Annotated in this window: 7 protein-coding genes; all 7 read left to right on the forward strand. The window is 36.6% G+C overall.

Going from position 1 to position 14,476, the window contains the following annotated elements; translation table 11 throughout:
• The first annotated feature begins 8 nt into the window (after window positions 1–8).
• The 7 genes from BUA98_RS15365 to BUA98_RS15395 all read left to right on the forward strand — a co-directional run bounded on the left by BUA98_RS15365 (window position 9) and on the right by BUA98_RS15395 (window position 14,441).
• On the forward strand, window positions 9–1,433 hold the full coding sequence (locus tag BUA98_RS15365) for a sugar porter family MFS transporter (RefSeq protein ID WP_072974123.1): 1,425 nt from the start codon (window positions 9–11) through the stop codon (window positions 1,431–1,433).
• Between the two features lie 15 nt (window positions 1,434–1,448).
• Window positions 1,449–3,830 carry a GH92 family glycosyl hydrolase gene (locus tag BUA98_RS15370; protein ID WP_086065352.1) on the forward strand — a complete coding sequence of 794 codons (2,382 nt, stop codon included), beginning with the start codon at window positions 1,449–1,451 and terminating at the stop codon, window positions 3,828–3,830.
• A gap of 47 nt (window positions 3,831–3,877) precedes the next feature.
• Window positions 3,878–5,167, forward strand: a complete 1,290-nt coding sequence (locus BUA98_RS15375) for a glucosidase family protein (RefSeq protein WP_072973954.1) — start codon at window positions 3,878–3,880, stop codon at window positions 5,165–5,167.
• A gap of 303 nt (window positions 5,168–5,470) precedes the next feature.
• A complete protein-coding gene (locus BUA98_RS15380) occupies window positions 5,471–8,401 on the forward strand; it encodes a glycoside hydrolase family 2 protein (RefSeq protein WP_086065354.1) in 2,931 nt (976 codons plus the stop codon).
• A gap of 302 nt (window positions 8,402–8,703) precedes the next feature.
• On the forward strand, window positions 8,704–10,887 hold the full coding sequence (locus BUA98_RS15385) for a glycoside hydrolase family 3 protein (protein ID WP_072974124.1): 2,184 nt from the start codon (window positions 8,704–8,706) through the stop codon (window positions 10,885–10,887).
• Between the two features lie 96 nt (window positions 10,888–10,983).
• On the forward strand, window positions 10,984–13,242 hold the full coding sequence (locus BUA98_RS15390) for a GH92 family glycosyl hydrolase (protein ID WP_072973956.1): 2,259 nt from the start codon (window positions 10,984–10,986) through the stop codon (window positions 13,240–13,242).
• A gap of 293 nt (window positions 13,243–13,535) precedes the next feature.
• The gene (locus BUA98_RS15395) at window positions 13,536–14,441 is read left to right on the forward strand and encodes a metallophosphoesterase family protein (RefSeq protein WP_072973958.1); all 906 of its coding nucleotides are present in this window, start codon (window positions 13,536–13,538) and stop codon (window positions 14,439–14,441) included.
• The last annotated feature ends 35 nt before the right edge of the window (window positions 14,442–14,476 follow it).

Here is a 14,476-nt window from a genome sequence, read left to right on the forward strand (position 1 = left end):
AAACTATTATGAAAACAAAAGGAACAAAATATTTTATATTTCTCATAACGCTTATTGCAGCGCTAGGAGGTTTTTTATTCGGATTTGATATGGCGGTTGTAAGCGGAATTATCGAGCCATTAAAATTACAATACGGATTATCAGCTGCGCAGGAAGGTTTATTTGTTTCTTGTGCTTTATTAGGTTGTATTGTTGGTGTAGGTTTTTCAGGTTATCTCAGTGATAAAATCGGAAGAAAAAAAGTATTGGCTATCTCAGCCGTATTATTTTTAATCAGTGCCATTGGTTTTGCTTTTTCGGAGGCTTACCCAATATTGATTTTATTTCGTGTTTTGGCAGGTATGGGGGTTGGTGTAGCCTCGAATGTGTCTCCGCTTTATATCTCAGAAGTTGCTCCTTCGCATAAGCGTGGACAGTTAGTAGTGTTTTACCAACTTGCCATAACCATTGGAATTTTGGCTGCTTATATCAGTAATTTATTTTTACAAAGATATGCTTCTTCACATGCAGGAATGGGGAATGGTTTGCTGCATTGGTTGTTTGTAGAAAATGTTTGGCGCGGGATGTTTCTCGTTGGTGTTATTCCGGCAGCAGCATTCTGTCTGTTGTTAATGATAGTTCCGGAAAGTCCGCGTTGGTTGGTACAATACGGAAAAAATGAAGAAGCCTTAGGTATTCTTACTAAAATAAATGGAGCAGAAACAGCACAATTAGAGTTGAACTCCATAAAAGAAATGGCTAGTCAAAAATCAGGAGGTTACAAAGAATTACTGCGTTTGCCTTTGCGTAAATTGTTGACATTGGCTATGGTACTTACTGCCTTGTCACAATTTAGCGGTATCAATGGGGTTATTTTTTACGGCCCTACTATTTTAAAATCAGCTGGTATTGTTACGAGCGATGCCTTGTTTTATCAGGTGATATTAGGATCAGCAAATATGCTTTTCACATTTATAGCAATCTTTAAAGTGGATAGTTGGGGGCGCAGGCCTTTGTACTTAATAGGTTCTTTGTGTGCTGCTTTTGCATTGGCTTTAACTGGCTTTTGTTTCCTGATGAACATTACAGGCTGGTTCATGTTATTTAGCATCATTTTATTCCTTTTATTCTTTGCCTTTTCACTTGGTCCATTAAAATTTGTGATTTCAACTGAAATATTCCCAACACATATCAGAGGAACGGCTTTGTCTATGTGCATCATGACCATGTGGGTTTCTGATTGGGTCGTGAACTTGTTGTTTCCTATGTTGAGAGACGGATTGGGAATTGCGGCTACCTTCTTTATTTTCTCTTTCTTCTGTATTCTCTCTTTTGTATATGCCAAAAAGAAATTATTTGAAACCAAAGGAAAAAGTTTAGAAGAAATCGAAAAAGCCTGGAATTTGGATTTGAAGGCGGAAAAGAAAGCAATGGAAACAAAAGTTGTCCATTAATATAAAATCATATCAATGAAAACAATTTCAAGAATAGTTTTACTGCTGGTCATGATCATTTTACTTTTTTCCTGTTCAAAGAAAAAAGACAGTTTCAATCCGGCTTCCTGGGTAGATCCACAAATTGGATCAGTACACGGACGTTGGTTTTTTTACACACCGGCTTCTTTACCTTTTGGAATGGCAAAACTTGCTCCGCATACCAATGCTTATGGAAGTATAGGAAGTTGGGAACCTTGTGGTTACGACGATCGCCATACCTCGATTGAAGGTTTTGGCCATTTTCATGAGTTTCAAATTGGTGGTTTGGTTGCAATGCCGGTAACAGGAAAATTGCAAACTACTCCCGGAACTTTAGAAAAACCGGAAACCGGTTATCGATCGACTTTTGATAAAAAAGATGAACATGCAGAGCCGGGTTATTATTCGGTTTTTCTTAAAGAATATGGAATTAAAGCCGAATTAACAGCAACAGAAAGAGTTGGTTTTCATCGTTATACTTTCCCTGAATCAAAACAATCCCGTATCATTTTCGACATCGGCCACCGTCAGGGCGAAAGCAGTGGTGTGACAGAAGCTACGATGAAACTTTCAGGAAAAAATACGTTAGAAGGAACAATCGAAACGTATCCGGAATATTTGAAATTCTGTGATCCTGAGAAACGCGTTAAAATGTATTTTGTGATTCGAATGAGTAAAACACCTGAAAGCTATGGTTCATTTGTCGAAGATAAAACCTTTGATAATCAGTCTGAAACTAAAGGAATTGGAAACGGAATGTATTTGAATTTTGCAACCAAAAAAGGAGAAGTGGTGGAAATGCAGGTTGGATTATCCTACACCAGCATTGAAAATGCAAAGTTGAATTTGAAAGCGGAAGCAGACGGACAAACTTTTGATGCCGTAAAACAAACAGCGCACGAAAAATGGAATGAAAAATTAGGCCGAATTAAAGTTGAAACCAAAAATAACATCAATAAAGTAAAATTCTACACGGGCTTATATCATGCGCTTTTAGGACGTGGTTTAGCAAGTGATGCAAATGGAAGTTATCCGAGACACGATGGAAAGATTGGTCATATTCCTTTAAATGCAGACGGAAAACCCAAATACAATCATTACAATACAGACGGAATTTGGGGCGGATTTTGGAATCTGAGTCAGCTTTGGGCATTGGCTTATCCTGATTATTTAAGCGAATACATTCAGTCAAATATTGATTTTGCAAACGAAACAGGTTGGTTACACGATGGAGTGGCGGCTGGCGCACATTCTAATGGCGTACAAACGAATTGTTTTGGTTTGATGATTGCGTCCACTTATAATTGTGGTATTCGCGATTTTAATGTAAAAGAAGCCTATAAGATCGCTTACAAAAATGAAACAGGCTACAGCGGTCGTCCGTTTGGTTCAGGAAAATACGATCTGGCTTATTTTGTAAAAGAGGGTTATATTCCTTCAAAAGATACACTTTTAGCCAACGGATGGACGTTCAATTTTGGAGCATCACATACTTTGGAATTCGCTTATACTTCTTACGGCGTTGCGCAATTTGCAAAGGCTTTGGGTAAAAAGAAGGATTATGAGAAACTGATGAAACAGGCAGGAAACTGGAAAAATATTTTTGATCCGGAAACTAAATTCATTCGTCCAAAATATGAGAATGGCAAATTCATAGAAAAGTTCGACCCAATGCAGGCCTGGAGAGGTTTTCAGGAAGCCAATGGTTACCAATATACCTGGTATGTACCACAAGATCCAGCAGGATTAATTAAAATTCTGGGTAAAGATTTATTCAACAAACGACTGGAAACAACATTTGTAGAAAGCCAGAAATCAACTTTTGGCGGCGGAAAAGGAGTGGACAGTTTCTCTGGATTGGAAATGCTTTATAATCATGGAAATCAGCCTTGTCTGCACCATTCATTCCTTTTTAATTATTCGGGTAAACCCTGGCTGACACAAAAATGGTCGCGTACCATCTGCGATGAATTTTATGGCACAGAACCACTTCACGGTTACGGATTTGGTCAGGATGAAGATCAGGGACAGTTGGGCGCCTGGTTTGTAATGGCATCCATGGGATTGTTCGATGTTCAGGGACACGCAGCCATGAATCCAACTTTTCAATTTGGAAGTCCATTGTTTGATAAAGTAACCATCAAACTGGATAAAAAATATTATAAAGGCGATGAACTGATAATCGAAACCAAAAACAATTCAAAGACCAACCGATACATTCAATCCGCTTCTTTCAACGGAGAGCAGATTGAAAATGCGTGGATCTATCGCAAAAAACTAACAGATGGCGGCACTTTAATTTTTGATATGGGAGCAAATCCAAACAAAAAATGGGGAATCAAAACACCACCACCATCTATGAGTACAAGTAAATAAAGACATACTAACTTCTATATTTTAACCAATATAATTTCGATTAACACATGAGAAAAATTCTTTCTTCAATAGCAAGTCTTGCATTTGCATTGACTGCTATAGGACAACAAAAGCAGTTGATAGATAAGGCATTATCAGATAAAATAAAAAGCGATCAATATATGCCATTTGTGAAAAATAAGGCATTGGAAGTAATGAAAACCGGAGTAAATGCCGGTGATGGCTATCGCGAAGTCTGGATTCGTGACTACAATACTTTTATAGAACTGGCAGCGCAAGTTTCTAAAAAAGAAGACATAAAAGAAAATCTTCTGGTGTTTTTCAGAATGCAGGGAGAAGATGGAAACATCATTGACGGTTACACGCCCAAAGAACAAATTGGTGCAGGCGAAACGGATTTCTCCTATTCAAAACTAGAACCAAGATACGCCGCTCATAAAAATACAGTTGAAACAGATCAGGAAACATCATTGGTACAAGCGGTTTACAAATACATTCAATTAACAGGTGATAAATCTATTTTAGCTGAAAAAGTGGGCAATAAAACTGTTGCAGAAAGATTAGAGTGGTCAATGGATTTTTTAATGAAAAACCGGTACACTGAAAAATACGGTTTAATTACCGGAGCAACAACGGCAGACTGGGGAGATGTACAACCGGAGGAAGGTTATGGAGTTGATATTGATGGACATACTCATGTGGCCTGCGATATCTATGACAATGCAATGTTTATAGTGGCTTTGAATAACATGACCGAAATCATGCCATCAACTAAAAAGAAGTGGGATAAAATCAGAAAAGACGTGGCAAAAAACACTCGTACTTATCTTTGGGATGCTAAAAATCAAAAGTATATTCCGCACTTGTATTTGAATGGATCGCCTTTTCCTGCTGATTTTGATGAAAATAATATTTTCTATTTCGGAGGAACAACGGTAGCAATGGAAGCAGGCTTATTAAGTAAAAAAGAAGTAAAAGCATCGTTAGACGAAATGGTAAAAAGAGTAAAAGAGGCTGGAGCTCCGTCTATTGGTTTGACACTTTATCCTCCTTATCCTAATGGATTTTTTGTAAACAAAATTATGAACCCGGTTTACAGTTATCAAAATGGTGGTGACTGGACATGGTTTGGAGCCAGAACCATTCAACAATTAATTAAATACGGTTATGCTGAAGAAGCTTACCGCGAAGTACAACCTATGTTGAAACGCGTTAAGGATAATAATGGTTTCTTCGAATGGTATTCGATAAAAAATGAGCCAAGAGGTTCCGGTACTTTCAGAGGCGAAGCGGGAGTTTTATATACCGCAATTGTGATGTTCGAAAATCTGAAATAAACAATAAAATTACATAAAGGTGATGTTGATACTATAGCAAATCAACTTCACCTTTTTTGTTTTACATGAATAAATACAAAATCAAACAGAAAGATTAAAGCCAATTCAAATTTCAAAGAATTAAAGAAAAAGTATCATATCCATTTTTAATTGAAAATTACATGAAAATGATTAAAATAGTTTAAGTATCCGTTAACGGAGCGTAGTTCCTGAACAAGTTTATGATGTAATTTCGAAAAAGTTTTTAAGAACAAAAAAGAGATTAAAAGTAAAATTGATACTTACAATTAAACAGAACAATAAATGAAAAAGATTTTTGTATTTCTACTTTGCGCAGTCATGGCTTTTGCCGTAAATGCGCAACAATTTATAGCCGAGGGCAGGAAAGCACTCGCAGTAATTCCGTCACAAACCAGTGGTGTACCAAAAGCTAAAATCAGCTTAAACGGTTTGTGGGAAATAAACATGAATCCGGGTAATGAAGTTTGGAAAAATGATTCAGGAAACTGGCAAAAAATTCAGGTACCAGGCGAGCCGGCTATGCAGGGTTTTAAAGTAGAAAACGATAAAGAATTCTTTTATAAAACAACAGTTAATGTTTCGGCCAGTGCCAAAAACAAGACGACTATTATTCGTTTTAATGGTGTTTACAGTTATGCAAGGGTTTTTGTAAATGGTCATTTTGTGCGAGAGCATTTTGGTGGATTTACCGCCTGGGATGCTGATATAAGCGCGTTTGTGGAGCCAGGAAAACCTGCGATTGTTTATGTGGGTGTTACAGACAGAGCAGATGATATTTCATATGCTTCGGGTTATGCGTTTCATCCAATCGGAGGAATATTAAGAGAAGTTCAATTGCTTGTAGTTCCTAATGATTATATCAATCGCTTTTATGTACAAACTGATTTTGAGAATGATTTTAAAGAAGCAAAGCTTTCTCTTACGGTAGCAAAAAGCAAAGCCAAAGGAAATAGTAAAATTAAATTTCAATTGTATGATGCCGGTGGTAAAGCGGTTTTAAATCAACCACAAACTTTTGATTTGGCGAATAATGGAGAAGGTAAATTCTCCGTTACTTTTGCAAATCCTATTTTGTGGAATCAGGAACAGCCTTATTTGTACACGTTGAAAGCAGAATTGATTTCAGCAGGAAAATCTGAGGAAAAAATTGAACAGAAAATAGGTTTTAGGAAAGTTGTTGTAGACGGAAAAAGAGTGCTGGTAAACGGTCAGCCAATTAAACTCCGTGGCGGCTGCAGGCACGATATGCATCCTTTGTTAGGAAGAAGCACGAATCGATATTATGATAGTCTGGATGTTGCAATGGCTAAAAAAGCCAATTTGAATTTTATTCGTACATCGCATTATCCGCCTTCACAGGACTTTCTGGAATTTGCTGATAAATATGGAATTTATGTTCAGGAGGAAACTGCCATTTGTTTTGTGAACGATTGGAGAGAAGGTGTTTATAAAAAACTGGGAGAAACCAGTAATGACCCTGCATTTACCTCAAGATATTTAGGACAGTTAAGCGAAATGATTGATCATGACAGAAATCACGCAGCTGTTATTATGTGGTCAATAGGGAATGAAAGTGACTACGGTATTAATTTTCAGAAAGAATATGAATTCGTAAAATCGGTTGATTTATCAAGACCTGTTTCCTGGTCATGGCCGGCAACTGCCTTTAAAGAAAATAAAAGATGTTTTGATATAGCTGTTGCGCATTATCCGGATTATAAAGGTAAAGACGAAGAAAATTTTGGGCTGGCAATTAAAAATATGGAACACGAAAGTTTGCCCTTATTAAGCGATGAGTGGGCACATGTGGCCTGCTATAATACAACTTTATTAAAAGCCGATCCTAACGTAAAAGATTTTTGGGGACAAAGTTTAGATCTAATGTGGGCCAATCGTTTTGATGTACCCGGAAATTTAGGTGGCGCTATCTGGGGAATGACGGATGAAACTTTTCACTTAAAAGATACCGTAACTGGTTATGGACCATGGGGATTTATAGATGTTTGGAGAAGAGAAAAAACAGAATTTTGGAACACGAAAAAAGCGTATTCGCCTATTAGGGTTTTAAAAACAAAGTTTGAAAGTACAGAAGTAGATGCTTATTTAAACGTTCCCGTTAAAAACAGATTCAATCATATTTCTTTAGATCAGATCAAATTAAAAATTACAATCAACGGTAAAAGTTTTGATCAGCCAATGCCAGCATTAAAACCGCATGAAGAAGGAGTAATTAAAGTAGCCATCAGCGATACAAATAGTCCTGTTCTTTTACAGTTCTATGATGCTCAGAACAATCTGATCGATGAAGAACAGTTAACATTTAACAAACCAATAACGCTACAAGTAAAAACACTCAAGCTTAAATGGAATATAAAAAAGACCGATAAAGTAGTTGAATTAGAAAGTCAGGGGTTAAAAGTAAAACTAGATGCAGTTACCGGAGAACTTTTAAGCTCTGAAATGAGTGGAGAAAAAGTAGTAACAGGAGCTGCCAGAGTAATGGTGAACAAACCAAAACAACCTGAAGCTTTTAAAGAAACGCCAGGTATCTATTCAGGTGAATACAAAATCAAGAGCGCAACCATAAATACAGATGATAAAAGTTTGGTTACAGTTACATCTGAAGGTACAATAGATGATTATCCTGTAAAAATGACAACTGTTTATCAAGCCGATGGCACAATAAATATAGAGTATGAAGTAGAGAATGTTCCGGAATATACCTGGCAGATAGGAGTAGCGCTACCGGTAGCGGATACTTTTGAAACTATAGAATGGAAACGCAAAGGATACTGGAGTACTTATCCGTCGAATCATGTGTCTGCTAATGAAGGTAAAGCCAAACGTTTTTCAGATATAAAAGAAACTTATCGTGTTCAGCCTGTATATGATGTTTCGCAGGGTATGTATGATTATTATTTGAAAAACAGCATTGATCCTGTAAAAGCAAATATGAAGGGAACTGAAATGTACAGAGGAACAAAAGAGAATATTTTGTCTGTGGATTTGACTTCAGGAAATAAAAAAATAGAAGTAATTTCAAATGGACTCCAAGCTGCCAAAATGAATATCCTGGAATCAGGTCAGCAGGAATTGTTGATTATGGATAAATCGGATTACTGGAGTCTGAGCTGGGGAAATTTTGCAGGAACTAAAAACAATTCGAAAAGTTTAAAAGGAAGAGCAGTTGTGAAACTTGTTCAAAAAAAATAGGCAGTTTGAATAGTTTATTTCGGAGAATATCTAAATAAAATTGTAATAAAGTGGATTGGTTAATGTTGAAAAGGGATATTTCTTAGGAAGTATCTCTTTTTTTTTTCTTTAATAGAAGGGCAAATAATAATTAAACAAAGATAATATCGAAGTACTATATAAACAGAAGTAATTATATCTTTAAAATTCTAAAATAATACCAATTTGGCAGAAAATAGACGAGAATGATTTTTTGGCCTGCGAGAAAATGTTTGTTTTTTTAAGACAGTATTTTTTTAGTTTTAATGTAATTAAATATGAAAATGAATTGTTTAAGAAGCTACAGATTTATAATTATTTTTTGTTTTTCGGTTGGATTGATGCAGGGGCAGCAAACAAAGGCTGTTTATAAAAACCAGGATTTACCGATAGATAAGAGGGTTACCGATTTACTGAAACAATTGACTACAGAGGAGAAAATTTCGTTGTTAGGATTTGAAAGTAAAGCAGTAAAAAGATTAGATATTCCGCAATACAATTGGTGGAATGAATCTTTGCATGGCGTAGCGAGAGCGGGTAAAGCAACTGTTTTTCCACAGGCTATTGGAATGGCGGCTTCTTTTAATAATGATTTGTTGAATGAAGTGGCAAACGCAATTTCTACCGAAGCCAGAGCCAAGAATAATATGGCTGTAGCCAAAGACCGTCGCTTGCAATATATGGGGTTGAATTTTTGGTCGCCAAACATCAATATTTTCAGGGATCCGCGTTGGGGAAGAGGGCAGGAAACCTACGGTGAAGATCCTTTTCTTACCGGAAAAATGGGAACTGCCTACATCAAAGGATTACAGGGAACAGATTCAAAATATATGAAAACAGCGGCTTGTGCCAAACATTTCGCCGTACACAGCGGGCCTGAAAAAACGAGACATTCTATTGATGTTATCGTTGATGAAAAAGATTTAAGAGAAACGTATTTGTATGCTTTCAAAAAATTGGTTGATGCAAAGGTTGAAACTGTAATGTGTGCTTACAATCGCGTAAATTCTGAACCTTGCTGCACCGGAAAAACATTACTTCAGGATATTCTAAGAAAAGAATGGAAATTCGGCGGACATGTAGTAACGGATTGTTGGGCATTACAAGATATTTATGAAGGACATAAAACATTGCCAAACAGTGTAGTTGTCGCTGCCGAAGCCATAAAAAGAGGCGTGAATATGGATTGCAGCGGATTGTTGCAAAAAGATGCTATCAACGCTCTGAATCAGAAATTGATTACTACTAAAGATATCGATAATGCTTTGGCTCCAACTTTACGAACACAGTTCAAATTAGGTTTTTATGACAATCCGGAAGATAATCCGTATCGAAAATATGGTATAGACAGTATAGCGAATTTGTATCATAGAAATCTTAGCCGAAAAATGGCTGAGCAAAGTATGGTTTTGTTGAAAAATGGAGAAGTCGGTGAGAAGAAAACAAAGTTACTGCCTCTTAAAAAAGAGAATTATAAATCGCTGATGGTAGTGGGACCAAACGCGGGTTCTTTGGATGCTTTGTTAGGGAATTATCACGGAATTACAGATAAAGCTGTAAATTTTGTTGAAGGAATTGCAGGAGCTGTTGATCCTGATACTCGTATAGAATATGATATGGGTTGTGACTTTACCGATACAACTAATTTTGGTGGAGTTTGGGCAGCTTCTATGGCTGATGCAACGATTGCCGTAATTGGTTTTACACCGGTTTATGAAGGCGAAGAAGGAGATGCTTTTTTGGCTGATGGAAAAGGAGATCGAAAAAATATGGATTTACCAGCTTCGCATATTGCCTATATTAAAGCACTTCGAAAAGGAACTAAAACGCCTCTTGTAGCGGTAATCACGGGAGGAAGTGCTGTTGATATTTCGGCAATTGAACCTTACGTTGATGCGATTGTTTTTGCGTGGTATCCGGGTGAACAAGGCGGAACGGCTTTAGCAAATCTTCTTTTTGGAAAAGTATCTCCATCAGGACATTTACCAGTTAGTTTTTACAAATCTTTCAGTGATTTACCTGATTATAACAGTTATGCAATGGCAGGCAGAACCTATCGTTATTTTGATAAAGAAGTACAATATCCTTTTGGCTTCGGGTTAAGCTACACCAGCTTTGGATACAATTGGGTTCAAAAACCGGAAAACACAAAAACGACTTCTGATAAAATTTCAATGCAAATTAAAATTGAAAATACCGGTAACTATGATGCTGATGAAGTAGCACAGGTTTATATCGAATATCCAAATATAGACAGAATGCCACTGAAAGAATTAAAGGCTTTTAAAAGGGTATCAATTGCTAAAGGGGATTCTAAAATCATTACGTTGGAAATTCCATTGTCAGAACTTCAAAAGTGGGATGATGCCAAAAAACAATTTAAGATTTACGAAGGACAATACAAAGTGAAAATTGGTTCGAATTCCAGAGATGTGATGTTGGAAACGGGTTTTGAAATTGGGAAGTAAGAGAATAGAACATAGAAAATAGAGAATAGAATAAAGAAGCAAGAAGCAAGAGGCAAGATTTTATCGCTTTGCTCTTTTATAAAATAACAGAAGAAAATGAATAGAAAATTTAAATCAGCATTTTTTGCAATTTTAGGGGTTTGTACGCTGCAATTGCACAGTCAGGTTTCTAAGCAAAATTTGACGCAATATGTAGATCCTTTTATTGGAACTGGATTTCACGGACATGTTTTTATGGGCGCGAATGTTCCTTTTGGGGCAGTTCAGTTGGGGCCGGTAAATATTTCGCAAGGTTGGGATTGGTGTTCGGGGTATCATTATTCTGATCCAACTATCATCGGATTTTCGCACACGCATTTAAGCGGAACGGGAATTGGTGATCTTGGTGATTTTCTTTTTATGCCCGCAGTGGGTAAAATCAACCTGAAAAAAGGGACTGCCAAAGACATGGAAAACGGCTATATCTCCGGTTTTGACCATAAAGATGAAATCGCTAAACCAGGTTATTATTCGGTTATTTTGAAAAAAAATGGAATCAAAGCTGAAATGACGGCTTCTGAAAGAGTGGGTTTTCAAAAATATACTTTCCCTGCTTCGGATAAATCACATATCATTTTAGATTTAGTAGAGGGAATTGGATGGGATAAAGCGGTTGATACTTACATCCGCGTTAAAAATGATACTTTAATTGAAGGTTATCGTTTTTCAAAAGGTTGGGCAAACGACCAACGCATTTATTTTGCAGCAATTTTATCAAAACCGGCTAAGAAAATCCAATTGTACAACAGTACAAAAGAGATGATAAACAAAGTAGTTTTAGGTGACAGTGCCAAAGCGGTACTTCAATTTTCAACTTCAAAAGATGAAGTGATAAAAATTAAAGTAGGAATCTCGGCTGTGAGTATGGATAATGCTTTAATGAATATTAAAAAAGAAATCGCAGACTGGAATTTTGAAAAAGTGGCAGCTCAGGCTGATGAAAAATGGAACAAAGAGCTGAATAAAATTTCGGTAAAATCAAATGATGCTGCCAAACTGAAAACATTCTACACCGCGTTATATCACACGATGATTGCACCGTCTACTTACAATGACAGTAATGGCGATTATTATGGTTCAGACAAACAGGTTCATAAAGCGGCAGGATTTACCAATTTGACCACTTTTTCATTGTGGGATACGTACAGAGGAGCAAACCCTTTGTTTACTTTAACACAAACCGAAAAAGTTTCAGATATGGTCAATTCAATGTTGGCAATTTATCAGGAAACAGGACATCTTCCGGTTTGGCATTTGATGGGGAATGAAACCTATTGTATGCCGGGAAATAGTGCCATTCAGATTGTTGTTGATGCGTACTTAAAAGGTATCAAAGGCATTAACGCTGAGTTAGCTTTTGAAGCGGTGAAAGCCACGGCTATGCAAGACGACCGCGGATTGAACTTCGTTAAAAAAATCGGCTATATTCCGGCAGATAGTTTGAGAGAATCGGTTGCTATCGGAATGGAATATGCTATTTCTGATGGCGCTATTGCCATGATGGCTAAAAAAATGGGCAAAACCGAAGATTACAATTATTTCTTCAACCGCTCAAAAGCCTATAAAAAATATTACGATGCTTCAACCACTTTTGTACGCGGAAAAGTAAGCGATACACAATGGAGAACACCTTTCGATCCGTTTAAATCGGCGCATATGAAAGATGATTTTGCCGAAGGAAATGCGTGGCAATATACCTGGTTAGTACCTCACGATGTGGAAGGTTTGATTGCAATGTTGGGAGGAGAAAAACCTTTTACAAAAAAACTGGATAATTTGTTTGTGGTGAAAGGCGATATGGGAGCTGAAGCTTCAAGCGATATTACAGGGTTGATAGGGCAATATGCGCACGGAAACGAGCCAAGTCACCATATTACCTATTTATACAATTTCGTAGGACAACCTTGGAAAACAGCAGAAAAAGTACGTTATATTGTTGATAATTTATATAGTGACAAACCAGATGGTTTGTGTGGAAACGAAGATGTCGGCCAAATGTCGGCATGGTATGTTTGGAGTACTTTGGGAATGTATTCTGTAAATCCTTTCAACGGAATTTATGTTATTGGTAGTCCAAGTATGGATGAATCAGTTTTGAATTTATCTGATGGAAAAAGTTTTACGGTAAAAGCTTTAAATAACAGTCCAAAAAACATCTACATTCAAAAAGCAACTTTGAACGGTAAATCGTATACCAAAAGTTATTTACTTCATTCGGACATCATGAAGGGAGGAGAACTGATTTTTACTATGGGAGAAAAACCTTCTAAAACCTGGGGTGTTTCGGCTAAAGACAGACCTTATTCTGCCAAATAAATCTTTTTATTGAACGATACTCATTTTATGTAATAAAAAAATAATTGCTTAAAGTTGCTAGTTTAATAATTCAGGAATCTGGTGACTAAAAAAAGATTAGGTAAAATCCCTACGGGATATTTTTATCTGGGGACGCTCTTTTTGTTACCAATATTTAAATCCTAAAGGATTATCTCGTAGAGATTAAATATTGGTAATAAACAGTTACAAGTAGAATATTGTCCCGTAGGGACTATACCTATAGAACAATTCAAATTTTCAGGCAAACAATTCAGTAAAACAGTAATTAGAAAATGAAAAGAAGAGAATTATTAAAATACATTGGATTAACAGCAGGAACAGTTGCATTGAGTGGTTCGGCATCCATACTTTCTGCTGCTGAGAAAAATTCTAAATCAAAAAGAGTGCTTCGTATTGCACATATCACAGATGTACATATTCGACCGGAAGAAAATGCACCGGAAAGATTTGTGCAATGTTTAGAGGAAATCAAGAAACACAAAGTTGATTTTTTTCTGAATGGAGGAGATTCTATCTACGCTGCAGATTATGATACTATTACAAGAGACAGAGTAAATGAATTATGGAAAGTTTGGAGCGAAACCACTAAAGAAATAAGTGGTTTTGAAATGCACAGCTGTCTTGGAAATCATGATATGTGGTGGGCTGCTCCAAACAAGCAAGATTCAATGTACGGAAAAGAGCATGTCGTGAAGCAACTTGGAATACCAAAGCGTTATTATAGTTTTGATAAAAAAGGATGGCATTTTATAATATTGGACAGTAATAATGGTGGCGGTTCTTTGGACGAAGAACAGCGTTTGTGGTTAGAAAAAGACTTGCAAACCATTGCCGTTGGTACACCGGTTGTGTGTATGAGTCATTATCCTATTCTTGCCGTATGTACGCATGTTGATGGAGGAAATCATACCGATTCTAAATACATCAGTGATCTTTTCTATAAACATAAAGACAAAAAAATCACTTGTATTAGCGGACATATTCATTTACTGGATGAAGCAGTTTACAATAATGTGCACTATTACTGTAATGGTGCTTTGAGTGGTTTTTGGTGGGAGCGAGGTGATAAAGACTCAGCCGGAAAGAGTTTTTATAAGCAAACGCCACCGGGTTACGCTATAATCGATTTGTTTGAAGACGGTTCGGTTAAAAATCAATATTTTCCTCATTCTTTTTAATGTGAAATGTTTTTTGTTCTGATTTTTAGAAAAAA

Source organism: Flavobacterium saccharophilum (genome assembly GCF_900142735.1).
Classification (GTDB): Bacteria; Bacteroidota; Bacteroidia; order Flavobacteriales; family Flavobacteriaceae; genus Flavobacterium; species Flavobacterium saccharophilum.

Excerpts from the sequence above, each read along its gene's own strand:
- BUA98_RS15365 (WP_072974123.1), top strand. The coding sequence starts at position 9 with ATGAAAACAAAAGGAACAAAATATTTTATATTTCTCATAACGCTTATT.
- BUA98_RS15370 (WP_086065352.1), top strand. The coding sequence starts at position 1,449 with ATGAAAACAATTTCAAGAATAGTTTTACTGCTGGTCATGATCATTTTA.
- BUA98_RS15375 (WP_072973954.1), top strand. The coding sequence starts at position 3,878 with ATGAGAAAAATTCTTTCTTCAATAGCAAGTCTTGCATTTGCATTGACT.
- BUA98_RS15380 (WP_086065354.1), top strand. The coding sequence starts at position 5,471 with ATGAAAAAGATTTTTGTATTTCTACTTTGCGCAGTCATGGCTTTTGCC.
- BUA98_RS15385 (WP_072974124.1), top strand. The coding sequence starts at position 8,704 with ATGAATTGTTTAAGAAGCTACAGATTTATAATTATTTTTTGTTTTTCG.
- BUA98_RS15390 (WP_072973956.1), top strand. The coding sequence starts at position 10,984 with ATGAATAGAAAATTTAAATCAGCATTTTTTGCAATTTTAGGGGTTTGT.
- BUA98_RS15395 (WP_072973958.1), top strand. The coding sequence starts at position 13,536 with ATGAAAAGAAGAGAATTATTAAAATACATTGGATTAACAGCAGGAACA.